Here is a 23,650-nt window from a genome sequence, read left to right on the forward strand (position 1 = left end):
CAGCTCTGAAGGATCCTTCAACCGATCGCTTTGGCTTTAACTGATCGGCATTAGCCTAAGTGGCTGCTTTTTCGTTTAATAACTTTATAGCGGTTTAGCTGGCAAGCCGTTTAGTTCGCTAACTGATTAATTAGAAAGCTTAGCCTCGACTTGCCCAAGCGCTCGCTGGTACATAAACCATGCGCAAGTGCCGGCAAGTACATTACCTACCATGGCTCCCCAGAATAGACCTTCAATGCCAGCAAACTGCGAGCCAACCCATAGGCAAGGTAAGAAGAAAGCGAACAGGCGCAGTGCTGATATCGTTAAGGCAGTATAAGACTTACCAAGCGCATTCGAGATAGAAACCATCAGCATACAGATACCCAACGGCCCTAAACTGATAGGAACGATAAGTAAGTGGTAGTTCAAAATGGTCGAGACTTCGTCTTCGCTGGTCATGAGATTTGCCAACCCGCCAGAGAACACCCAAGTTACCAGTGCGATCACCAATTGGAATCCTAATACAAACATCACGGCAATCTTCACAAGACTACGTATGTTCCCTAGGTTCTTTTCTCCCAACATTCGGCCAATCATAGGTGGCATCGACATAGTCAGAGCAAGCACTGCAACAATCGAAAAGAACTCAAAACGTGAACCTAGCGCCCAAGCTGCAACGGCTGCTGTGCCGTAGCCTGCAAGCAGTTTGGTGGCGAGCATCGAAGAGACTGGTGGCAGTAGCTGACTGATCATCGCAGGCCCCATGATGTTTCCTATAGAACGAATACTCTTGCCGATATCAAGATCGTGCCAGTCGAATGTCATCCAATGCTTCTTAGTTACCTTAGGAGCAACGATAAAGATACCCGCACCGAACGCCAAGATGGTCGCAATCGCGGCTCCGTTGATGCCCATGTCGAGCGTGAATATGAAAATCGGGTCCAATATCAAGTTGATGATGCTGGTCGCGATCATCATCGAACCGGGCAGCATGGTATTACCATTGGCACGACACACACTGTAGAAAAAGTAGAGCAGTGCGCCTGTCCAAGAGCTTACCAGCCAATAGATCCAGTAATAATCAATGATCGGCAGTACCGTCGGTGGTGCATCGAGGAGTTGTAAAATAGGACCACGCAACAGATAGATGATGACCGAGAACAGCGCGACACTCACACTGCCCATCGCAACGACTAATCCGCCGAGCTGTTTGGCATAGCGTATCTCGTTAGCCCCAATAGCTCTCGCGATCACAGCCGTTGTCGCGATGCCTAGTCCGACTTGAATCCCGATAATGATCATCTGAATTGGTAGCGTGAAGCCTTGAACCGCGAGCGGCAGTACGCCTAACTGGCCAATAAAAGCACTGTCTACAAGTTGGAAGCTCATCAGGGAGAGCACCCCAAACAGCATTGGCCATGTCATTGTATAGAGTTGTCGGCCAAGAGAAGGCGAGGGAGTTGCGGTCGTAGAATTCATAACACTCTTATCAGTCTTGAAGGTAGGTTTGTCGTAGTGACAATCCACTCAATGAAGAATTGCGTAAAGGATAACGTAACGTTAGCTCGATACCAATAAATGTCATTAAATCTATCGATATTACCTTTGCACAGTTTCATCGGTATGTGAGCATTGTGCAATGCAACTTTATGCGTTCGCTTATTGAAATTTAAGGTGTCGTATCTTGTTTCTGAGTTTTATATTAGCGGATTGGGTCTAAAGGTTTTCCATTCGACTATTTCTAATGTTTCGCTTTATCCCGATAACTTGGTGGCGTGACTCCAACCCAACCTTTGAATGCACGATTGAAATTACTCAAGTCGCTGTAACCCACTTGCCAACTGATGTCTTGAACAGAAAGGTTGGTCTCTTCAAGTAGCTGTTTTGCTTTAGCTTCCCGAACTTGTTCTTTGGCTTGTTTAAAGAGAATGTTTTTGCTCTTCAGGTTTCTCTGCAGCGTTCGTTTTGTCATGCCGAGCATGGTCGCAAACCACTCAATATTGAACCAAGGTAGAGTCGCATAGGTGTCTATTAATATCTCGACAGCGTGATGCCAATCTTGGGTACTATTTCGTTCTGAAATGGCACGATAATCATCGGGCAGCGGAATCGAGAACGCACCGTATTGCTCTTCAAACTGAATATCAGAATCAAAGAAATGCTTAGGTAATTTACGTGCGCTGTTGTTCTTAGAGACCAACTTGGCGTGTGATGGTTGCCAGCGACTGTCAATGAACTTACGGCATAGGCTAATCACGGTCAGGGCGCGAAACCATTCTGCTTGTTCAAAACCTGAGGTCGATGGGTGATAGCAACTTCGATGACACAGCCACCACAATCCATCGCTTTTTTCCGTCCATATGGTGACGTGATTACTTAAGGTCGATATTTCAGTAATCAAGCAGCGTACCGCTTGCTCGAGAGAAGTGCATTGTTCAATTTTTCGGTCTAGCTCAGGTGACAATTGCTCTAGAGAGGCCTTACGTCCAACCTCAATCCCTATCGAATAGCCAAACTTACGCTCAAGGCCATGAATGAAGCGAATCACGTCTTGTGTAGGAAGCCATTGATTGGATTGTGTCAGTTCAATGGGTAGACCGCACGCAACGGCGACGGTGCGCCAATCCAGTCTATGTTTGTCACAATACTGAATATATGGAGCAATGTTACTGGTCGAAGTGAGCAGTATGCTGGTGGTGTTCGATGATGCTTTCATTGTTTTGTGCCTACCATTAAATGTCATCAAGTGACCTAATTAAGTGTAGCGCATCTCCCTATACTTTTCCTAACCCAAACAGGAGAACAATTATGAAACTTAAACACATTGCCGTTCTAGTATCGTTAGCGACCCCATCATCATTTGCTCTTGCAGCAAACCCAGTTGAAGAAGCTCTGAAAGTTGAAGGTGCTCAAGTTACCTTGACCGTGAAAGAGGCGAGCACAGCATTTACCCCAAGTTTTACTGACTCAGCTCGTGAGTTATTCAATAACTTTCATTGGCAGATGGGCGGCGACCACAGCGTTTACTACAACATGCACATGAGTGAGTTTCTACCAACGGCACTGGCGGCTCCAAACGAAGAGTACAAGCCTTTAGTCAAAAATATCGACCCACGACTCGCTGCACTGAAAGTTGATACTGAAAGCAAAGGTCAGTTGACAATGGATGAGTACTTGGCGGATGAACAGTTCCGCACCCAAGGCTTTATGTTGATTCACAAAGGGGAGATCGTTTACGAAGCTTACCCGGGTATGAAGCCGACAGATACGCACGTTTGGGCATCTACAGCAAAAACGACGGTTGGCACAGTGATCGCAATGTTAGTGGAAGAGGGCAAAGTCGACCCTGAAAAAGAGATCGCTGAGTATGTTTCTGAATTGAAAGGAACGAACTGGGATGGCATCACAGTACACCAAGTTCTGAACATGTCGACCGCGCTAGACAATGAAGAGACATTAGAGTCTATCTTGAACCCAGACTCTGATGTGGTGCGTTTCTTTGCGGCATCGTTTAACTCACCTCGTGCAAAAACGGGTGAAATGGAAACTTGGATGGAAGTGGCTCAAGGTGCACAGAAACTGGAAGGTGAAAAAGCCGGTGACCATTTCCGTTACGCATCTATCAACACCATGGTGCTGACTAAGTTAGTTGAAAACGTTGAGAACAAAACTTGGACTCAAGTATTCGAAGATCGTGTTTGGTCAAAAGTGCACGCACGTCAACCAATGCAATTCAACTTGACGCCAGATGGCATGGCGATCGCGGTTGGCTTGGTTTCATCAACGGTAGAAGACATGGCTCGCTGGGGAACACTATTTACACCTAGCTGGAAAGCGGTGGCTGATGAGCCAGTGGTGTCACAAGCTGTGATTGATCGTATCCGCAACGGCGGTGATCCAAAAGCATTCGTAGGTACTAGCAAAGAGAGCAGTTCACTGCACGCATACAACGAAAAAGCAGACTACAACGCATACCAATTTGATTTCATTTTCAATGACGGTGCAATGTCGAAAAGTGGCAACCTAGGCCAATTTATTTACATCGATCCTGCACGTGACTTTGTGGGTGTGATGTTCTCAACCAACCCATACCACTCAGGTTTTGGTGAGAATAAAGGCCCTGCACTAATGCGTTCGGCAGCAAAACTACTTGCTGACAAGTAATCTATTTATTACCTAACAGGATGTTCCAGGCTTCAAGGAGGAAGCAAACGACTTTCGAGAGATATAATGAAAAATTTTGCTCTATTAATCCCGTTGAGTTTAGGTCTAGCCCTTCCTGCACATGCCGATTCAGATTCCGAACGTGTTATCGATCCTGCTGATGTCACTAAAGTTTATACTCAAGCTGCATTGATGCTGAATGGTAGTTCAGATATCCAATTTCAAGGGCAAGTTTCTGGCGGTTTAGAAAACGGTCAGCAGTTTGCCCTACTGGCCGAAGGGACGTTTGTCGATGAAAGCAACACAGCGCTTCGCGATCCAGACAAATTCGGTACAGAGTACAGCAACTCTAGAATTCAGTACTTCCACGTCTTTGAAACGGGGACGAAAGCTACGCCTAAAGTGGGTCTTTCATTAGATTATATTAATACGCGCAACAGTATTAAAAATGACTTATTGTCGGTTGGCGGTGTTGTTGCGATTAATCCAGCTTATACCGGTGGATTCCTGGTATTTCCAAGAGCAGGACTGATGACTGGTAGTATGGAGATCCCTGGCGTCACTTCATCTAAAGATGATTTAACGGGATACTCGCTTGGTTTGATTACCGCGAAGCATCTCGGTGACTCTGGCGCTTATGTGTCTTTGGTTCCTGAGTGGCAAGATCTTTCTGGTGATGATATCGACATGCAAAACTTCTCATTTAAAACATCGTTAAATGTGCCGATGAACACTGCAAGAACTTGGTGGTTGAATACGCGCTATGACATTACCAAAGCGGATGTTGATGTGAAAGGTGTGCCAATGCCGAATGGTTGGCAAACCGAAGCTTGGGTTGGTGTGAGATACTACTTCTAGCGCTCTAGCCAGCTAATTTGGAAAGAACCTAAAAAAGCCAGTCAACGTGACTGGCTTTTGTCGTTAAGGTACCGCGTGAAGCGTTACTTATTTACTTATTTACTTATTTACTTATTTATTAGCAACGTTACCTAGCTTCAACCACGTATCGATAACCGTATCCGGGTTTAGTGAAACAGAGCTGATGCCTTGCTCCATTAACCACTCTGCTAGGTCGTCATGGTCAGATGGGCCTTGGCCACAAATACCCACGTATTTACCCGCTTTGGTTGCCGCATCGATCGCCATTTTCAGCATTGCTTTCACGGCTGGGTTACGCTCATCGAAGAGGTGTGCCACATCGCCTGAATCTCGGTCGAGGCCAAGTGTCAGTTGCGTCATGTCGTTTGAGCCGATAGAGAAGCCATCGAAGTACTTCAAGAACTCATCAGCCAAGATTGCGTTCGATGGTAGCTCACACATCATGATGACTTTCAGACCTTGGTCGCCACGGCGTAGGTCGAACTTAGCCAGAATGTCGATAACCGATGCTGCTTCGCTTGGCGTGCGAACGAATGGAATCATGATTTCAATGTTCTTAAGACCCATCTCGTTACGAACACGTTTGATCGCTTGAGTTTCTAGCTCGAAACAGTCTTCGAATACTGGTGAGATGTAACGAGATGCACCACGGAAGCCCAGCATTGGGTTCTCTTCATGTGGTTCAAACGTTTTACCGCCGACTAGGTTGCTGTACTCGTTCGACTTAAAGTCAGACATACGTACGATCACACGCTTAGGCCAGAATGCAGAAGCGATAGTCGCGATGCCTTCTGTTAATTTGCTTACGTAGAAATCGATAGGATCTTTGTAGCCACGAATACGTTCGTTGATTTCCGCTTTTAGCTCATCCGTTTGTGCATCGAAGTTAAGCAGCGCTTTAGGGTGAATACCGATCATCTTGTTGATGATGAATTCTAGACGAGCAAGGCCAACACCTTCGTTCGGGATTTGTGCAAAGTCGAAGGCACGATCTGGGTTACCCACGTTCATCATTACTTTGGTTGGTAGCATTGGTAGCTCATCAACCTCAGAACGTTTGATTTCAAAATCGAGTTCGCCGTTGTAAACGTAGCCTGTTTCGCCTTCTGAACATGACACTGTCACGGTATCGCCATCGTTTAGGCTGCTTGTTGCTGTACCACAACCAACAATCGCTGGGATACCAAGCTCGCGAGCAATGATCGCAGCGTGACAAGTACGGCCACCACGGTTAGTCACAATCGCAGACGCTTTCTTCATCACAGGTTCCCAGTCTGGGTCTGTCATGTCAGTTACCAGCACGTCGCCTTCTTGAACCAGTGACATTTGGTCTAGAGAATCAACCAAGCGAACAGGGCCAGAGCCGATACGCTGACCGATAGCGCGGCCTTCAACCAAGACATCCGCCTTATTGTTTAGCTCGTAACGCTCGATAACGTTTTGATCGCTTTGAGAACATACGGTTTCTGGGCGAGCCTGAACGATGTAAAGCTTGCCGTCGATGCCATCTTTCGCCCACTCAATGTCCATTGGACGTTGGTAGTGCTTCTCGATGATCATCGCTTGTTTTGCTAGCTCTTTGATCTCTTCATCGTTGAGTGAGAACTCGTTACGCTCTTGAGTGTCGGTGTCGATGATATCGACTTGCTTGCCGATTTCTTGATTGGTCGAGTAGATCATCTTGATCAACTTAGAACCAAACGTCTTTTTAACGATTGGGTAGTGACCCGCTTCTAACATTGGCTTGTGAACGTAGAACTCGTCTGGGTTCACTGCGCCCTGTACAACCATTTCACCCAAGCCCCAAGAAGAGGTGATGAATACCACTTGGTCGAAGCCAGACTCAGTATCAAGCGTGAACATCACACCTGAAGAGGCTTTGTCTGAGCGAACCATGCGCTGGATACCCGCAGACAATGAAATGCCACGGTGGTCAAAGCCTTGGTGTACACGGTAAGAGATAGCGCGGTCGTTAAACAGTGACGCGTAAACGTGCTTGGTTGCTTCGAGTACCGCGTCGATGCCTTTCACGTTAAGGAAGGTTTCTTGCTGGCCTGCGAATGAAGCATCTGGAAGGTCTTCTGCGGTTGCAGATGATCGCACAGCTACAGACAATTCTTCGTTGTCTTCGATTAGCTCGCGGTAGTTATCACGGATGTCTTGCTCTAGTGATTCTGGGAAGGGTGCGTCTAGAACCCATTGTCGAATCGTTGCACCTGTCTTACGCAGTGCGTCAACGTCTTCAACATCAAGTTCATCAAGTAGTTGGTGGATGCGCTCATCAAGACCTTTGTAGTCAAGAAAGTCGTTAAACGCATAAGAGGTGGTAGCAAAACCATTAGGTACAGAAACACCAGCATTGGACAGGTTAGAAACCATCTCGCCCAGTGAGGCGTTCTTACCGCCGACTTTGTCGACATCTTCCATGGATAGGCCATTGAACCATAGGGTATTATTTTGCATTTATTTCTCCAGAAACATAGCAAGCATTGTAGGGATTTAAAGGCAAACGATTACGTGTCAGTTTAAAAAAATGTAAATTATTTTCTAAAGCTGTGGGGGACGTAATAGTCAGCAGGGTTTTATTATCTATATTATGGTTACCATCCTACTCAAAATAATTTTAAACATTAAATAAAAAATGCAAATTGATATTCAAAGTCGTGATGTATTCTATGTTTCTGATGGAACGGCCATAACATGTGAGACTTTAGGGCATGTTGTTCTAGGTCAATTCCCTTTTAAAGCCAATGAAAAAACCTTTCCGTTTGTGGAAAGTGAGGACAAACTTTCTGATTTATTAAAAGAGATTGAAATTTCGTATCGTGATACCGGATTAGAACCGCTAGTGTTCTTTTCGATTGTGATACCTGATATCAAAACCAAATTGCTAGAAGCGCCCGCGCACTGTTATGACGTGTTAGAGAGCATCGTGCAGAAAGTACAGGATGACATTCAGATGGCGCCTGTTCCTAAGTTGCAGCGCTCACGCAGTGTAAACAAGGACTCGGTGAAGTATTTCGACCGTATTGCTGCGATTGAGTACACGCTCGCGCATGATGATGGCATCACGCTAAAAGGGCTGGAAGAAGCCGACATCATCTTGTTGGGTGTTTCTCGAAGTGGCAAAACACCAACAAGTTTGTATATGGCGATGCAGTTTGGCTTACGCGTAGCAAACTACCCATTTATCCACGATGACTTGGCACGCTTAAAGCTGTTGCCAGAGTTTGAGATTTACCGACATAAGCTGTTTGGTTTGACCATTGATGCAGAAAGGCTCACTGAAATTCGTGAGAACCGCTTAGCAGGCAGCGAATACGCCAGTGACTCACAATGTTTGTATGAATTGCAAACGGTAGAGGCGATGTTCCGTCGAGAAGCGATACCTTACATCAACACCTCTTCACTATCGGTTGAAGAAATTTCGACACGAATCTTGGAGCGAACAGGTTTGAGAAGGCGTCTGCTGTAAGACAAAGCCTTAGAGAAATAGAATGGCCAGATAAAAGAAAATCGAAGCTCGCAGTTTACACCTGAGAGCTTCGATTTTTTGTTTGTGCTCGTTGTAGTCGCTTGCGAGTCAGAGCTTGTTTTCTTAATCAGAGCTTGCTTTCTTAATCGAGATAGCTTTCTAGCGAAGTAAAGACAGCTTTAGCGTTTCGCTTTTCTTTTCTAACCAGCGTTCAAGTGCTGGTGGCCAACTGATGCTTGGTTCTACGCAAAAGCCACGAAGCATCGAGAAATACACCGCTTGATCGATTAGAGGCAGTGATGACTCACCATTCTCTAGATCCAGTAAGAGTTCGGCATCTTTCAGTAATGGGTTAATCAGTTGAACGAACTGAGGCGTCTTTTCTAACAGTTCTTCAAAGTTAAAACCTTCGGTCTCTTTACTGGCACGCCAAGCTTCTTTGGCTCCAGAAGAGCGATATTCAGCCAAGTCGAGGTTCCACCAACGTGGGCGTCCAATCTGTTGAGTAAGAGGGAATGCGCGAGTTTGGAACACAGTCACTTGCTCAGATGGCACACGCTGCTCATCGCTTGATTTCAAGTCCATTAAGTACGCGATGATATCTAGGCTCTCTGCCATGATAGAGCCATCGTCTTTTTGTAAGACGGGCACCATCTTTTTACCGATCAGATCGATAAGGGTTTGGGCATCATCATAATCGACAGAAACAAGCTCAATGTTCAAGCCTAGCGATTGAGCAATGTAGGAGACTCTTGCACAGAAAGGGCAGTGGCCGTAAATGTAAAGCTTCATAGCTTCCCTCATTCGGGTCTTTCTTAGTATAAGATGATGCTAATGTACCAGAAACTTTCGCAGACAATAAGCCTTTGTTAACAAGAACTATTCACTGCGATTAAGTGCTCGGGGATATCAAGAGAACGATGAGAATAAGCACTTAGTGTAGAAACTCGTTGCCTAATTCTATTGTCAGTTGAGTGCGGTTTTATTGTAACGAGTAAGCGAATGAGAAAGCTAGTGGGTAAATTACAGGCATAAAAAAGGCTCTGGCTGCTTACTCTAATGCAGAAGAGTGAAGTCAGCCAAAGCCTCAATTTTGTTACCTTTAGTAGAGTGACTACTAAAAGGGCAGAGTGGTTAAACTATGCTTTTTTAAGATCTTGCGCTGGGTAAGTAAGCGTCATTGCGCCTTCTACCGTTGTAACGTGAACGTAGCCGCCACCAGCACTTAGGCCAGTTACTACCATTTCACCTAGTTCAACACCTTTTGTTGCTACAACGCGATCATCAACTGAAAACACTTTACACACCTTCAATAAATTAAATAAATACGATAGATATCGAACGCGGATTTAAACAGATGGGACCTCAATCAACTAATCCGGTTATTTGTCGTAAAGATTAAATTCAGTTATGTATAAATAATTATGTATTAAAAATCAGTTTGTTAACTTACGCTGTGACGTTATTTATCCGCTGGATACACTACACCAACTTGTTGGCGCATCTCTGTAATTAACTTCGTAACCGTTAAAGCGCGCAGTTGGGCCTGCGCTTGTGTTGCGTTGTCGCCAGCAATGCAGCTAGCAAAGGCCTGCGCTTCGTAACTCATGGAGTTTTCGCTTTGTGCTTGAGTAAGGTTTTCTACCGTGCCATCGCGGTAGCGGATCTTAACGTCAGTACATTCAGCGATGTGATCGATGATGATCGCCCCTAATTCACCTTGGATCTCGCTTGGCGCATAAGAGTCGCTGACTTTGGAGTGCGCAAGGGTCACATCAAACTCAGGGTATTGGAAGATCGCACAGCCATGAGCATCGACACCTGAATCAAGTAGCTTTGCAGAAGCCTGTGCGTTTTCAGGTTTGCCAAATAGCGCGACTGTCGCGGCAACACAGTAAAAGCCAATATCGACCAATGAGCCGTTAGAAAAAGCTGGGTTGAAGGTATTTGGGTTCTCGCCGTTTAGGTATTTTTGGTAGCGCGATGAATACTGGCAGTAGTTGATGTGTGCTTTATGTACCTTGCCAATCTTTTCTAACCCAAGTTGAACTTGCTTAAAGTTCGGTAGGAATTGAGATTTATACGCCTCAAACAGCACCACACCGTTTTTCTCAGCGACTTCGAACATGCGTGTTGCTTCATCAATATTTGATGCAATCGGCTTTTCACAGATAACATGCTTGCCGTGTTCCATCATGAAGATAGATTGCTCGCAATGCAGTGAGTTAGGGGAAGCGATGTACACGGCTTCTACAGTGTTGTCATTGGCCAATGCGTCGAGTGAGTCATACGTGGTTTCAACGTCAAATTCTTGGGCGAACTGTGCCGCGCTGTCTAGATTTCGAGAGTAAACCGCAGCAAGTTGCATCGATTGAGATTCGTGCGCAGCTTGAACAAACTTTTGTGTAATCCAATTGGTTCCAATTACAGCAAACTTAATCATATAGGTATCCAGTCGTTAGTCGTCGTTAGTATATTGATTCTGCAGAGATAGTAGCACTCAACGGCTGGCAATGTGCCTGAGATTTACGGAACAATTTCCCTAAACATAGTGCCTAATATTAATGTTCAGCCTTCACAGAGCGTCTGAGTTGACCAGTGTAACGGTGCACAACTAAGCCATTTTTGCTAAGGTGTTATTGAATTCAAACAAGGTGATGATATGCAAATCCGGACGGCCAAGGTAACTGATATTAACGCGATCTTAGCGCTCTCTGAGCAGATAAACCGTCAACATCATCTTGGTGCGCCTATGGTATTTGCACCAGCGTCACAAGGCTTGGCCGACAGTGAAGAGTATTGGTTAGGTTTGATGCTTGACCCACTTGGCGCTTTCTTGGTTGCAGTAGACGACAAGCAAGTCGTTGGCTTTTTAGCGGGTAAGGTAACGCAGAACAAAGGCGTCAGTTTTATTCAGCCGCACAAGGTGGCAAGGGTCAATACGATTGTGGTGAACGATCAGGTTCAGAGCAAAGGTGCTGGTCGAGCGTTAATGAAGTCTTTTAATCAATGGGCGCAGGCGAGAGGAGCGATAGAACTTAGGTTGGAGGTAATGGAGTTTAACCAACAAGCTCAGGGTTTCTATGAGTCGTTAGGAATGGAAACTCAGTCACGAACCATGTCCATGCGTTTTGAGGAGATCTAAAGGTGCGTCTGTTTCTGCCTTTATCACTGTGTTTACTGTTTGTGGCTTCGAACGCGAATGCTGAGCAAGTCGTGGTCGAGAAAATAGTCTCTGACGCGACCGCTATCGAAACCATCGTATTCGAGTCTGCACCGGCTCATTCTCAACGTGTCTCAACGTCTTCATCTAACTCAACCTCTTCCACGAGCTCAAACTCCGAGCATGTGATTATTGTGGATGATGTTCTTAACAGTAGCCCTGATGAAAAGGTAGCTCAGCTTTCTCAAGGGTCATCAAAACGTCCACCTCAAAGTTCCTCTCGACAGTTTTACAACGTACCGGATAGCGCATCTGAGATAGATTCGCTGTCGCAAGTGGTTACGTTAGTTAAAGTCGATAAATCGAAACGTAGGATGTATCTGCTAAAAGGTGAAGAGGTGATTCAGGAGTTTCGTATTGCGCTAGGCAAACAACCGAAAGGGCATAAACGCTTTGAAGGGGACAACCGAACGCCGGAAGGGGAATACCAGCTCGATTATGTGATGGAAGAGTCGGACTTTTATCGCTCAGTACATATTAATTATCCGCAACCTTCGGATATGCAATGGGCAGAGCAAAATGATGTAGATCCTGGAGGAAACATCAAAATCCATGGCATCAAAAACGGCGAGCGTCGTTCGCCGAGCTTTATTCAAAGTTTTGATTGGACGGATGGCTGTATCGCGTTAACCAATCAAGATATGGATGAGTTTCTCCAACTTGTAAAAATGGGTACCCCTATCCATATCGAATGGTAGTCATTGGTACCCAGTTTTCTTAATCACTTTCCGCAGTCAATTAGCGCAATCAATTCGCGAAACCAATTCGTAAAAGCAACGTCCAAAATTAAACGCTAAAGCCGTTACAGTAAGACTCGACCTGCACTGAATATTGCAATCACAATCAGCAATGCAATGGTGACTGGCTTAAACTTCGCTCCACCAAATCTTTCGAACAGTTTAGAACCCACATAACCGCCAAGCATGCTGCTTGGTAGAAGCGCGAGAGTCAGCCAAACTACATCGCGGTCGACTAACCCAGCGATAGATGCCGAAACAAATGCAGTGGAATCCGCCAAGACAAAGAAGGCTATCAGTCCGGCTCTAGCAATGTGCGGAGCGACTGGGCTTGCCAATGCATGAGTGCCAATTGGAGGTCCTGACATCGAAGCCGCGCCGTTCATTACACCTGCAAGGCTGCCTAGAATATAGGGAGCAAATCTAGGTTCGCTTTTGTACTGGAAGCCTTTATAGATCATAAGTGCAGACGCAAAAATGAAGGCACTGATGATCAAGATGATCGTGTCTTGGCTAACGGATTTAAGCAGAAGTAAGCCGACTGGTGTGAAGGCAAAACAAGGGATAAATACCTTTAAAACCCAGCGCCAGTTAACATGCTTTCGAACTTTAGGCAGTAATTGAACATTGCCTAGGAGATCGATCAACATGAAGACGGGAACCAGTTCGATAACAGGCTCGAATAACGCACTTAATGGCAATGCCACTAAGGTGAAACCGAAACCTGAGAAGCCACGAACAATAGCGGCGAAAATGAAGATTGCACCCAAAATTGGGAAGGTTGGACTAAAAATGAGATCCATAAATTAAGTAACCAATGAAGCCGTCTAAATAGAGCGAGCTAATGAAACCAAGTGAGTAGCGGAATGTACTCCTACTCACTTGTGTTTGCTACCTAATTTTAAGGTTTCCCGAGAGTTAATTTTAAAGTCTCTCGGGGTTGTTTTTGCGGTATTTGCTTGGTCAATTTATAGAGGTAAATTGATTTGGAAAATCAGTGAATACGGCATCTACTTCTGAGATGAATTTGAAGTGAGACGGATCGTTTACTGTGTAGCACCATGTTTGGATGTTTGCTTCACTGAGTGTATCAAGATCGCTCTGATTCACATGCTCGTAGTTCATGTGACAGCTGAACGCTTTAACCTCGTCAATCAACATCAAGTCGGCTTGAGTCAGTTGCTCTGTGATCAGACCTACGCGGTATCTCGGCAGGTGACGAGCCATTTCAGAAACGACTTGATGGCTGAAACTTGAAAGCAGAACTCTGTCGGTGTCTAGATTTGAACGAATCAACTCGGTATGCAGCAAATCAACGACATGAGGCGCTTGATGTCGACTGTCGACTTTGATCTCTAAATTCACGCTGAGATCATGCTGTTCAGCAAGCGCGAGCAACTCTTCCAACGTTAATATTCTTTCACCTGCGAACTGCTCAGACTTCCAACTGCCAAAATCAAGCTGACGCAGTTCTGCAAGGGTGTGTTCGTCTACACGCCCCTTGCCATCGCTGCAGCGCTCAAGGGTGTGGTCGTGACAAACCACAAGTTGATCATCCTGAGTTGGCTGAATATCTACTTCAATCCATTTCAAGCCGAGTTTAGCGGCTTGTTCAATGCTTGCTTTGGTATTTTCTGGGTGAGTACCTGCTACACCCCGATGACCTACGATGATAGACGACATAATTAATCCTTCTTGAATGCGCATCGTAAATATTTATTAAATATCAGTTTTCCCGAATACGCCAGAGTAATTGCTGGGCAAGAGTCTCTACACAGGATTCGGCTCATAAAAGTGATATTTTCCTCTTAGTACTTTCCTAGCAGTACTAAGAGGAAAAGCCTCTCGAGTGGAGAGGCTTTGGATGAGATGAGGCTTTGACCCGAACCTCGCTTTAGTGTGCGATATCGAGTTGGTTGTCTTTCACGCCGTTGATACGGAACCAACCTGCGATACTGAATCGTTCTGTGTTGGTTGGCAGAACCTCGTGTGGGAACTGTTCAGATAAGAACACAAATAAGCGGCCTGACTTTGGTGGAATGGTCGCGATGTGGTTGTCTTTTAGGTCGTAAACCACAAGTTCACCAGCGTCTTCTTCTGTCCACTCATCATTCATATAGAACACAGTGGTCAGGCGGCGGTTTTCATTGCCCTTGAAACAGTCTAAGTGCTTCTGGTAGAAGTCGCCTTTTTCGTATTTAGCAAAGTGCGCTTCGTACTCGAACAGACCCAAAAAGAACGCTTGGTTTGCCGCTAAACGAATTTGTTCCATTTTGTCTAGGAACAGAGATGCTGGCTGACCCATATCGCGGCGCACCCATTGAATCTTGTCACTACGAATGGTCGACTCTCGCGTTACTTCATCGTTACGGCCAATCCTAGCCTTTTTCCAGTTCTCTGGAATGCAATCCCTCAATGCCACCACTTCTTCATGAGTTAAGAAGTCATCCCAAACAAAGTAGCCTTGGGTAGAAAGAGCATCGATTAGTTGGTTCATGTATAGCACTCAGACAATAAATTAGAGGCGCATATATAGTCCTAATAACTTAGGTCAACAAATCACGTATTTTGTCGTCACGATAAAAGAGCGGAAGAGCATGGTACTTTGATGTGATTTTATAGTTAACAAATTTGTTACAAATAAATGTGAGTTTGCTATGGTGTAGGTCTGACCAGTTGAATTATCACAAGGAGTGGGTTTGCAGCTGCATACCATTAAAGGCTATATCCAAGACATGTATCTCGTAGAGTACCCAGATAGGTTGCTGTTACTTGATGGTGCGTGCCGTGCGGATATTCCTCATCTTAGGGCTTTCATTGAAGATGAGCTTGGCCGTGAATTTAGCGACCTACATACTGTGGTTGTTACACACATGCATCCGGACCACGCAGGGGCAGCGCATACGCTCAGAAAGCTGACTAATTGTCATTTGGTGGCAGCAAACAGAGACAAAGATTGGTATCACGGCATCGATGGCATTTTGATGCACCTGACCGACTTAGCGCTTGCTAGGTGGATGGCGAACCGCTTAGGCAAGCCTAAAGCAAACCTATGGTATTCAAGAAAGTTAAAGCCGGACTACAAGCTGTCTGATGGGGATAGTATTCCAGGGTTTGATGATTGGTTGGTTCTTGAAACACCGGGCCATACCGACCGTGATCTCTCGGTCTATTGCCCATCACACAGCGTGGCTTATGTTGCCGATTTAATGGTCGAGGTTAAGAAGAAGCTGATTCCGCCGTTTCCTATCTTTCACCCTAATAAGTATCGAGCGTCTGTATCGCGCATTTATGACATGCAGCTCGATACCTTGCTGGTGGCGCATGGTGGGCAAGTCGATTTCAGTCAGAAGGCTTTTGAACACCTGCTGATGAGTGCCCCAAGAAGGCCTGTTACACATTGGCGAGTGACGAAAATCAAAACCAAGAAATTACTTTTATCGATTGGGCGATTTGGTTTTCAATCTCATGGTAAATCGAAGAAATAGATCAGAAGTCTGAATGCAAAGTCGTGTATTCAGAGCTGAAAGTAGAAATAGAAAAATAGATAGCAATAAGGCCAGTCATGAGACTGGCCTTATATCGTTGTGAGTAGCTTTAGTTATAACCTGTGGAGCGGTTACGATGACTCGGATTAGTGAGTCAGCAGGAATTCACCCGCAGGGTCAACAATCACTTTGTCACTCATGCCTTGACGTCCAAGCAACATCATGTAAGTCATGTCTTGACGGTTGCTTAGCGTGATATCGATCGGCCATTGTTGGCCACCGATTCTTAGCATGGTTTCAATCACGCAACGGTGTTCAACTTCGCCGTTAGATGATTTAATTTTCTTACTTGTTTTCAGTTTCGCCTTGCAGCGCACCGTCTCTTCTAGGTGATAAACGTCTGGGTGAAGGTCGAACTCTACGAATTTCTCACCATTTGATTTAACACATAGTAGATTGTCTACGTGTAGAGAAGAGGTTTTAGCCCCTGTATCAACACGTGTATGTAGTCCAGTTATCCCTAACTCTGGTAAGCAAAGTGCTTCGGTATTCCCTATGATCATTTTATTGTTCATTTTCTTTCCAATCATGAGTTATCGGTATTCAATCAGCCCTTGCCACGAGTACGGTTAGCGTTTGGTTTTGCATTCTTCTCGATGAATTCGAAAATCATGTCTGCTACATCTTTACCCGTTGCTTTCTCGATGCCTTCTAGGCCTGGAGAAGAGTTTACTTCCATTACTACTGGGCCGTTCTTAGATTGTAGGATATCTACACCACATAGGTTTAATCCCATGATTTTCGCTGCATTGATTGCTGTTGCGCGCTCTTCTTTGGTTAGTTTAACCAGCTGAGCAGTGCCGCCACGGTGCAGGTTAGAGCGGAATTCACCTTCACCAGCTTGACGCTTCATTGCAGCAATTACTTTGTTGCCAACAACAAAACAACGGATGTCTGCGCCATTTGCTTCTTCAATGAACTCTTGAACCAAGATGTTCGCTTTTAGGCCCATGAACGCTTCGATAACGCTTTCTGCTGCTTTGTTTGTTTCTGCTAGTACAACGCCGATACCTTGAGTGCCTTCAAGAAGCTTGATCACAAGTGGCGCGCCGCCTACGTTTTTGATCAGGTCTTGAATCTTGTCTGGGCGGCTAGCGAAACCTGTTTTTGGTAAGCCAATACCTTTACGAGACAACAGTTGTAGTGAGCGCAGTTTGTCGCGAGAGCGACTGATTGCTACTGACTCATTGATACAAAAAGTGCCCATCATTTCAAATTGGCGAACAACCGCAGTTCCGTAAAAGGTAATGGAAGCGCCAATACGTGGAATAACAGCATCGTATTGAGGTAGCTCTTCACCCATGTAGCGAATCTTCGGATTGTTACTCGCGATATCTATATCACAGTGCAACGTGTCGATAACATCGACCTGATGACCACGTGCTTCTCCAGCCTGCTTTAGACGAGCGGTAGAGTATAGATTTTCGTTGCGAGAAAGAATTGCGATACGCATGGCGTTTCCTTAGTTAATACCTGATTGGTAACTGCAAATAAATTAGTTGTTAGCTGAGCTTTCAGTTTTTTCTGAGGCTCCTTGCTTGCTTCGGGGCGAACCTTAAGGCTTTTCGTTCAACTAAGAAAACGAATTAAATTTGTCGAGTCGACAACGGAAATTTATCGATTGTGTGAGCTATTGGTACAGCAGGCTTGAGAGGGGAATTGGAATGGAAAAGCGAGTTGAGACCTAACTCATATTGGGGGTAGGAGCATATTAGGTTGTACCCAACTCGCGTTTACTCGGTGCTAAAAAGTGTACTAATAACGCCAGTTACATAGATCTAAAAGTGTTCGTAGTGCTTCTCTTTCGAGCTTACTGCAGGTGCTTTTTAGCTTGTTAAGATAGTATTTTCTCATGGTCATTACTCTCTCTGGTTAGGCTTTATTTACAACCTATGGTTTGTTGCTGACCGTTCATTATGGATAATTAAGAGGAACTAAAAAACAGATGGTATTTTTATTGGTTGTTCCTGTTTTGGTCGCATTACACTACTTTTTGATGAATGTGTTTTATAATGAGCTTAATTAGGAAGAGCTATCTTTAAAAGGTTCACTATTTGTCTGATCTAAACATGATGCGTTACTACACGCGGCTAGAATCGTTCGAGCCAAACATTTCTCATTCAGTCACCCTAGCCGAAGTAGCGGATATGCTGTTTACAAGCTTGCGTCACGCTCGAACTTTACTTGGTAAGATGCATCAAGCTGAATGGGTGGTGTGGGAGCCAAAAGTTGGCAGGAATCAACGCTCTAACTTAACACTGCGTTTTAGCAATTCAGAGTTGGCGCAGCATGTTGCAATTAAACTGATAGAGCAGGGCAAGTACGAAAAAGCACTTTCCATATTGGATAATGACCGCGCTGTGTTTGGTTCTTTACTGCAAGAAACTTCCGGCGCAACCATGCGTGAAGGGCTGCTGCACGTTCAATTAACCTATAAGCGTAAGTTTGAGGATTTGTTTCCGCACCATATACACCGCAGTAGCGAACGATTTTTGATCAGACAGGTGTTTAGCTGCCTAGTGACGTGTAATGGTAAAGGTGAGTTAAAGCCTGAACTAGCTCACCATTGGGAATATGACACTGAGCAACTGGTTTGGACTTTCTATCTGCGCCCCGGTCTGACATTTCATGATGGTCAGCCAGTTGATGCCAAGCAGCTGGTTGCTTTGTTTACTGCTTTACAAGCTCTGCCTTTCTATCAAGCTGAGTTAGATCATGTTTCTTCCATCTACAGTGAACAGCCATTGAGGATCAGCTTTCAACTCACCAAAGCAGACACCGGGTTCGCGGGCTTATTGGCTGGCGTTAAGTATTCGATTCAACCTGCTGCGCAAGTCACACGAGAGCCATCGCCATTAAATTCGGTCTCTCATGCTGTGATTGGAACCGGCCCCTTCAAAGTGGTTGAGACCAATAATGAACGAATCAAGCTTGCCGCATTTGAACACTATTATGGTTGCCGCTCGTTAACCGATGAGGTGACTATCTGGCAGTTTGAGGAATCAATGACGGGCACTGCTCGTTTCGATGACAGCCAAATGCACGTATCGCCTTATGGAAATTCTTCTTGTTTCCATCAATTAGGGAAAAGCGATGCGGAACTTGTTTCAGCAGACACAGACGGCCTTCGTAGCCGAGTCGAGGATGGATGCTTGTTTATCCTGTTCAATCAGAACTCAGCGGCTAACCCACTAAATAATGAGCAGCGCAAATACCTTTCACAACTGACCAACCCACAAGCGATTTTGTCACAGTTGGAACATAACAAGGGTCTGTTTAGTGTCTCTTTAGCTCAAAATATACTGCCAAGTTGGCAGAAGCTGTATCGAACGCCTTCCAGAGAGAGCGAGTTGCCTAAGAAATTGAGCATTGCGGTATATAACTACTATGCCCTTTATCGGTGTGCCATTTCCGTGTCGGACATCCTTAAACGACATGGAGTGGAAGTTGAAGTGAACACCTATAGCTTTCGAGAGTTGGCGCTGCTTTCTCAGCGGGGCGATTTAAAAGAAGATTTGGTATTGTGTAACCTGAATCTCGATGATAATGCGCCATCTTCGCTGTTCTCGTGGTTGATGAATGACCCTGTATTGCATTCCGCGCTCGGAGAGATGAACAGTGATTGGCTTAAACAGCGCTTAGATCATCACAAAGCCTCAGTTGAACTGCCGAATTACTTGGCAGAGTTGGAGCCTGTTGCATCGACGTTGATTTCTGATTATTGGCTAGTGCCTATGTTCCATCACCTACAAACCGTGCGTTTTCAAGGCATTTTGAAAAACGTGGCCATTACCAACTGGGGATGGCCAGATTTCAAGAATGTATGGTCTGCTGATTAACCTTTCTTACTAGCTAAATAGCTAAGTTAACTCGTTGCCAAAATTGGTTTTTCCAAAATCGACTTTGACACGCTTACGTCTAGATAAATTAAAAATTACACTCGGTGGTTTACTTTTTGGTTTTGGCATATAAACTAGTCGGTGTAGTTTATGTGTTGGGTCTATCCCAACGGTTAAAGAGATACCAATGAAAAAATATCTATTACCGATTTTAGGAGTACTTGCCGTGGTCGCTATCGTAAGCACAGGTTCACAATCAAACGACAATCTAGATAAGCTTCCAAAGAAGTTTGCTAACAGTGAGTTGGAATACAAATCGGGTATGTCTGATATTTTTTCAATCTTGAAAGCATATGTGACTGTGGAAAGAAACGAGCCAGTGCCGCGCGCTGCATTGCCTTTGATTCCAATGACAGCTGAGCAATTGATCGAAGAACAAGACGACGTTGCTTACCGCTTAGGTCACTCAAGCGTGATGATGAAGCTGGATGGCAAGTTAGTGATGACTGACCCTGTGTTCAGTGATCGTGCATCACCGGTGCAATGGATGGGACCAAAGCGTTTTCATCCGACACCAATCACACTGCAAGACCTACCCGATATTGATGTGGTAGTGATCAGCCATGATCACTACGACCATTTAGACAAAGGTGCCGTGAAGGTATTAGCCGACAAAGTAGGGACGTTCTTAGTGCCATTAAGAGTGGGCGCACTGTTGGAAAAGTGGGGCGTGGATAAAGAGAAGATCATCGAATTGAACTGGTGGGAATCGGCAACGGCCTCAGACATTGAGTTCACGTTGACACCGACACAGCATTTCTCTGGTCGTGGCTTGCTTGATCGTGACCAAACACTGTGGGGCAGTTGGGTTATTAACGCTTCAGACAAGAAAGTCTTCTTTAGCGGTGATTCTGGTTACTTCAATGGCTTTAAAGAGATTGGCGACCGTTTTGGGCCGTTTGATTTAACCATGGTTGAAACGGGTGCGTATAACTCACTTTGGGCGGATATTCATATGTTCCCAGAACAGAGTGTTCAGGCACACATTGATCTGCAAGGTAAGGTGATGATGCCAATCCACAACAGTACCTTCGACCTTTCTATGCATGATTGGCAAGACCCAATGGAACAAGCACTGGCGATAAGCAAAGAGCGAGATGTACAAATGGTAAGCCCGGTGATGGGTGAACGTTTGGTGATCTCAGAGCCTGTACCTGTTCAGGCATGGTGGAAACTAGCATCGAATTAGAGCTGTCATCCAAATAGACATAGCTAAACCACTAAGCTGTACAACCCAACTTATACACGAAACGCCACCGATCTTACGATTCGGTGGCGTTTTTTCGTTTTATTTTTAAGATCAGCTTTCTAAGTTCTGCGCCATTTTCTTCGCAATTTTTCTGAATTGTTCTAACTCGTCTTCGGCCATGCCTTTGGTCATTCTCTTCAGCATGTCTCGATCGATATCCGAGACCTTACTCATGATCTCTTGACCCTTATCAGTCAGAACCAATAACTGGCTGCGCTTGTCTTCCGGGTTCGGAGACTTCTTCACAAGTTCCTGATTGATCAAGGCATTAATGAGCCGAGTGACCTGTGCTTTATCACGATCTAGGAAGTGTGCGATATCGATAGCGGTACATGGAGACTTCTTAGTAATGATCTTCATGACACGAATGTTCATAGGTGCGATCTCTGAGTCTAAGATCTCAATCTGTTCGCTCATTTGACGTTTCAAAGAGTGCACTAGACGAAAGATTGATTCTAGCGATGTGTTATCAGACATAAACTATCCTTAGAAATATAGTTGACATTATCAACTACTGTATTTATAGTTGACATTATCAACTTAATTGTTCGTAAATTCAAGACAGGAAATAGATATGACGATTCAAGCAACTCTAACGCCAACTCTTCCTGAGCAAAAAGGCACACCGGTTTTATACAAAGTTTTGGTCATGATGAGCTTAATGCTGACGATTGGCGGCAGTTTAACGGCTGTGATGACTTACATGAATGTCGGATTCGGCGAGGAATTTATTGGCAACTGGCTTTCTTCGTTAGCCCTTGTTGTCGTGATCATGATGCCAATGGGCGCGGTGATGATGGCTTTAGTCACCAAAGCCGTTGCTAGAGTGTTCACAACTTATAGCGAGAAAGTTCGCAACCTGATTGTAGGACTGATCATGGCATTCATAATGGAGTCCATGATGGCATTTGTAACAGCGGCAAATAATATTGGATTTTCGGATACATCGGCGTTTACCAGTGGATGGTTTAATGGATTTATTGCCGCGCTTCCTATTGGCCTTACGATCATGGTCGTAATGTCGATGACGGTTAAACCTAAGCTAGAACGATTCATGAAGAGCTAGCCAAAACATTTCACAGCATTGTAGGAGATCCACATGAAAGCATTTACAGGCAAACACAATAACTACCGCATCACTATTGAAGAAGTGAGCGTTAAAGAAGACCGCGAACTTCAAACCATGCAGTTTGAAATTGAAGACAGAGAAAACATGTTCGCGGTTGTTGAGAAGATCAAACAAGACAGCGGCTTAGATGAGCAATCAGCAGCACGACTGGGTGTGGGTATCCGCTTACTTGGTCCATTGATGATGCAAGATAGAAAACATCCTCTGTTTGTTAATTTTATGCCTCACTTCAGAGACTTCATGCAAAACCTTAAGAAGACCTTGAAAGGGCAGTAAAGCCTAATCATCAGTAACACATCGAAAAGCCAGTAACGAACTTACTGGCTTTTGTTGTCTTTAAATCAAAATAATTTCAGTTGTCTGCGTCTAGAATATGCGAAAATTGATGGCTGAATTTGCGGTGTTGCACCGTTGTTTAATTGTCTATTCAAGCTTCAAGAAATCCGATATTATACAGGTCATAAAACTAAAGGTGGTATTATATGACAAATGTATTTAAACAAGCAGCTGAAGAACTGTTGAGTCGTCGTGTTGCTGGCACCAAAGCACCAAGATTGGACGAACAGTACCGTCCGAATAACTTGGAAGATGCGCTAAAGATCCAATCTTCAATGATCGATTTGAAAAGCGATAAAGTCGGCGGTTGGAAGTGCTTACTTCCTCTGGCTGAAGACAAGTTTGTTGTTGCGCCAATCTTCTCGGGCAGCGTTCAACAAGGCGAAGTTTGTGAACTGTTTGCTGACAACGGTGTAGTACGCGTTGAGCCTGAAATCGCATTTACGCTTGCTAAGAGCCTGCCTGCAAGCCAAGAAGGCTACAGCGAAGAGCAAATCAACGAAGCGATTGGTTCTTGCCACATGGCACTTGAGTTAATGCAGTCTCGTTTTGCGGATGACAGCGGCGCTGAGTTCTATGAAAAGCTGGCCGATGGCCTAGTAAACCAAGGTCTATTTATTGGCTCTGAGATTGATCGCGAAAAAGCGTTCACTTCTGCAGAGATCAGTATTGAAGTGACTCAAGGCGAGCAAGTTCAAGCATTCGACGGTAAGCACCCGAATACACTGCCACCAAGCCCAATTTACTGGCTGATTAACTACATGACACGTCGTGGTGTTGATTTCCAAGCGGGTGAAGCCATTATCACGGGCTCTTACTGCGGTATCGTGGAAATGGAATTCGATAAACCAACGACCTTCCACTACGAAGGCATTGGTGAATACCAAGTAACGTTCAAGCAGAAACGCTAACTTCTAGCGGCGCACTATCTGTTATCGAAGGCTGTTTACTGATGAGTAAATAGCCTTTTTTATGGTTCATCGCGGCTTTCCGGGGAAAGCCGCTTTTATCTTCAAGAAGAAGTAGTCG

23 protein-coding genes are annotated in these 23,650 nt (G+C 44.9%); 11 read left to right on the plus strand and 12 right to left on the minus strand.

The window, feature by feature from the left end; translation table 11 throughout:
- Positions 1-126: 126 nt before the first annotated feature.
- Both ACED41_RS20075 and ACED41_RS20080 read right to left on the minus strand, forming a co-directional pair.
- The gene (locus ACED41_RS20075) at positions 127-1,461 is read right to left on the minus strand and encodes an MATE family efflux transporter (protein WP_029235266.1); all 1,335 of its coding nucleotides are present in this window, start codon (positions 1,459-1,461) and stop codon (positions 127-129) included.
- Positions 1,462-1,723: 262 nt separating this feature from the next.
- A complete protein-coding gene (locus ACED41_RS20080) occupies positions 1,724-2,698 on the minus strand; it encodes an AraC family transcriptional regulator (RefSeq protein WP_017071579.1) in 975 nt (324 codons plus the stop codon).
- A 92-nt stretch (positions 2,699-2,790) separates the two neighbouring features.
- On the opposite strand from ACED41_RS20080, the gene ACED41_RS20085 reads away from it, so the two are divergent.
- Together ACED41_RS20085 and ACED41_RS20090 are read left to right on the plus strand one after the other, a co-directional pair.
- Positions 2,791-4,146: a serine hydrolase gene (locus tag ACED41_RS20085; protein ID WP_017060556.1), complete on the plus strand. Its 1,356-nt coding sequence runs from the start codon at positions 2,791-2,793 to the stop codon at positions 4,144-4,146.
- Between the two features lie 66 nt (positions 4,147-4,212).
- On the plus strand, positions 4,213-5,004 hold the full coding sequence (locus ACED41_RS20090; RefSeq protein WP_065584879.1) for a hypothetical protein: 792 nt from the start codon (positions 4,213-4,215) through the stop codon (positions 5,002-5,004).
- Positions 5,005-5,115: 111 nt separating this feature from the next.
- Here ACED41_RS20090 and ppsA read toward each other — a convergent pair whose 3' ends face one another.
- On the minus strand, positions 5,116-7,488 hold the full coding sequence (ppsA, locus tag ACED41_RS20095) for a phosphoenolpyruvate synthase (protein WP_371725543.1): 2,373 nt from the start codon (positions 7,486-7,488) through the stop codon (positions 5,116-5,118).
- Between the two features lie 178 nt (positions 7,489-7,666).
- Here ppsA and ACED41_RS20100 point away from each other — a divergent pair, with 178 nt between their 5' ends.
- On the plus strand, positions 7,667-8,500 hold the full coding sequence (locus ACED41_RS20100; protein ID WP_017060559.1) for a pyruvate, water dikinase regulatory protein: 834 nt from the start codon (positions 7,667-7,669) through the stop codon (positions 8,498-8,500).
- Between the two features lie 159 nt (positions 8,501-8,659).
- On the opposite strand, the gene grxB is transcribed toward ACED41_RS20100, so the two are convergent.
- The 3 genes from grxB to ACED41_RS20115 form a co-directional block, all read right to left on the minus strand.
- Positions 8,660-9,292: a glutaredoxin 2 gene (gene grxB / locus ACED41_RS20105; RefSeq protein ID WP_371725544.1), complete on the minus strand. Its 633-nt coding sequence runs from the start codon at positions 9,290-9,292 to the stop codon at positions 8,660-8,662.
- A 347-nt stretch (positions 9,293-9,639) separates the two neighbouring features.
- A complete protein-coding gene (locus ACED41_RS20110; protein WP_004733064.1) occupies positions 9,640-9,798 on the minus strand; it encodes a hypothetical protein in 159 nt (52 codons plus the stop codon).
- A 164-nt stretch (positions 9,799-9,962) separates the two neighbouring features.
- Positions 9,963-10,943 carry a Gfo/Idh/MocA family protein gene (locus tag ACED41_RS20115; RefSeq protein ID WP_371725545.1) on the minus strand — a complete coding sequence of 327 codons (981 nt, stop codon included), beginning with the start codon at positions 10,941-10,943 and terminating at the stop codon, positions 9,963-9,965.
- Positions 10,944-11,162: 219 nt separating this feature from the next.
- Here ACED41_RS20115 and ACED41_RS20120 point away from each other — a divergent pair, with 219 nt between their 5' ends.
- Complete coding sequence (locus ACED41_RS20120) at positions 11,163-11,645, plus strand: GNAT family N-acetyltransferase (RefSeq protein WP_017064907.1); 483 nt, start codon at positions 11,163-11,165, stop codon at positions 11,643-11,645.
- Between the two features lie 2 nt (positions 11,646-11,647).
- Entirely contained in the window at positions 11,648-12,421 is a 774-nt protein-coding gene (locus tag ACED41_RS20125) for a murein L,D-transpeptidase family protein (RefSeq protein ID WP_017067270.1), read from the plus strand.
- 104 nt (positions 12,422-12,525) lie between these two features.
- Here ACED41_RS20125 and ACED41_RS20130 read toward each other — a convergent pair whose 3' ends face one another.
- The 3 genes from ACED41_RS20130 to ACED41_RS20140 all read right to left on the minus strand — a co-directional run bounded on the left by ACED41_RS20130 (position 12,526) and on the right by ACED41_RS20140 (position 14,957).
- On the minus strand, positions 12,526-13,263 hold the full coding sequence (locus ACED41_RS20130) for a sulfite exporter TauE/SafE family protein (protein ID WP_017064905.1): 738 nt from the start codon (positions 13,261-13,263) through the stop codon (positions 12,526-12,528).
- A 160-nt stretch (positions 13,264-13,423) separates the two neighbouring features.
- The gene (locus ACED41_RS20135; protein ID WP_017071583.1) at positions 13,424-14,143 is read right to left on the minus strand and encodes a glycerophosphodiester phosphodiesterase family protein; all 720 of its coding nucleotides are present in this window, start codon (positions 14,141-14,143) and stop codon (positions 13,424-13,426) included.
- A 211-nt stretch (positions 14,144-14,354) separates the two neighbouring features.
- Positions 14,355-14,957 (minus strand): 2OG-Fe(II) oxygenase, encoded by a 603-nt coding sequence (locus tag ACED41_RS20140; RefSeq protein ID WP_050711798.1) that lies wholly within the window; start codon positions 14,955-14,957, stop codon positions 14,355-14,357.
- A 202-nt stretch (positions 14,958-15,159) separates the two neighbouring features.
- Between ACED41_RS20140 and ACED41_RS20145 the strand changes: the two genes are divergently transcribed.
- Positions 15,160-15,948 carry an MBL fold metallo-hydrolase gene (locus ACED41_RS20145; RefSeq protein WP_017067276.1) on the plus strand — a complete coding sequence of 263 codons (789 nt, stop codon included), beginning with the start codon at positions 15,160-15,162 and terminating at the stop codon, positions 15,946-15,948.
- 146 nt (positions 15,949-16,094) lie between these two features.
- On the opposite strand, the gene ACED41_RS20150 is transcribed toward ACED41_RS20145, so the two are convergent.
- Together ACED41_RS20150 and rimK are read right to left on the minus strand one after the other, a co-directional pair.
- Positions 16,095-16,523 (minus strand): RimK/LysX family protein, encoded by a 429-nt coding sequence (locus tag ACED41_RS20150; RefSeq protein WP_004740039.1) that lies wholly within the window; start codon positions 16,521-16,523, stop codon positions 16,095-16,097.
- Between the two features lie 32 nt (positions 16,524-16,555).
- Positions 16,556-17,461 (minus strand): 30S ribosomal protein S6--L-glutamate ligase, encoded by a 906-nt coding sequence (rimK, locus tag ACED41_RS20155; RefSeq protein WP_004740040.1) that lies wholly within the window; start codon positions 17,459-17,461, stop codon positions 16,556-16,558.
- Positions 17,462-18,062: 601 nt separating this feature from the next.
- Between rimK and ACED41_RS20160 the strand changes: the two genes are divergently transcribed.
- Together ACED41_RS20160 and ACED41_RS20165 are read left to right on the plus strand one after the other, a co-directional pair.
- The gene (locus ACED41_RS20160; protein WP_371725546.1) at positions 18,063-19,847 is read left to right on the plus strand and encodes an SgrR family transcriptional regulator; all 1,785 of its coding nucleotides are present in this window, start codon (positions 18,063-18,065) and stop codon (positions 19,845-19,847) included.
- 187 nt (positions 19,848-20,034) lie between these two features.
- A complete protein-coding gene (locus tag ACED41_RS20165) occupies positions 20,035-21,096 on the plus strand; it encodes an MBL fold metallo-hydrolase (RefSeq protein ID WP_371725547.1) in 1,062 nt (353 codons plus the stop codon).
- 111 nt (positions 21,097-21,207) lie between these two features.
- Here the strand turns inward: ACED41_RS20165 and ACED41_RS20170 are convergent, their stop codons facing one another.
- On the minus strand, positions 21,208-21,633 hold the full coding sequence (locus ACED41_RS20170) for a MarR family winged helix-turn-helix transcriptional regulator (RefSeq protein ID WP_371725548.1): 426 nt from the start codon (positions 21,631-21,633) through the stop codon (positions 21,208-21,210).
- Between the two features lie 97 nt (positions 21,634-21,730).
- On the opposite strand from ACED41_RS20170, the gene ACED41_RS20175 reads away from it, so the two are divergent.
- The 3 genes from ACED41_RS20175 (at position 21,731) to ACED41_RS20185 (ending at position 23,532) form a co-directional block, all read left to right on the plus strand.
- Positions 21,731-22,222, plus strand: a complete 492-nt coding sequence (locus ACED41_RS20175) for a DUF2798 domain-containing protein (RefSeq protein WP_371725549.1) — start codon at positions 21,731-21,733, stop codon at positions 22,220-22,222.
- A 33-nt stretch (positions 22,223-22,255) separates the two neighbouring features.
- On the plus strand, positions 22,256-22,561 hold the full coding sequence (locus ACED41_RS20180; RefSeq protein WP_371725550.1) for a DUF3861 domain-containing protein: 306 nt from the start codon (positions 22,256-22,258) through the stop codon (positions 22,559-22,561).
- Between the two features lie 206 nt (positions 22,562-22,767).
- Positions 22,768-23,532 carry a hydratase gene (locus ACED41_RS20185; protein WP_017060576.1) on the plus strand — a complete coding sequence of 255 codons (765 nt, stop codon included), beginning with the start codon at positions 22,768-22,770 and terminating at the stop codon, positions 23,530-23,532.
- Positions 23,533-23,650: the final 118 nt, after the last annotated feature.

It is taken from the genome of Vibrio sp. 1F255 (genome assembly GCF_041439145.1).
Taxonomy (GTDB): domain Bacteria; phylum Pseudomonadota; class Gammaproteobacteria; order Enterobacterales; family Vibrionaceae; genus Vibrio; species Vibrio crassostreae_C.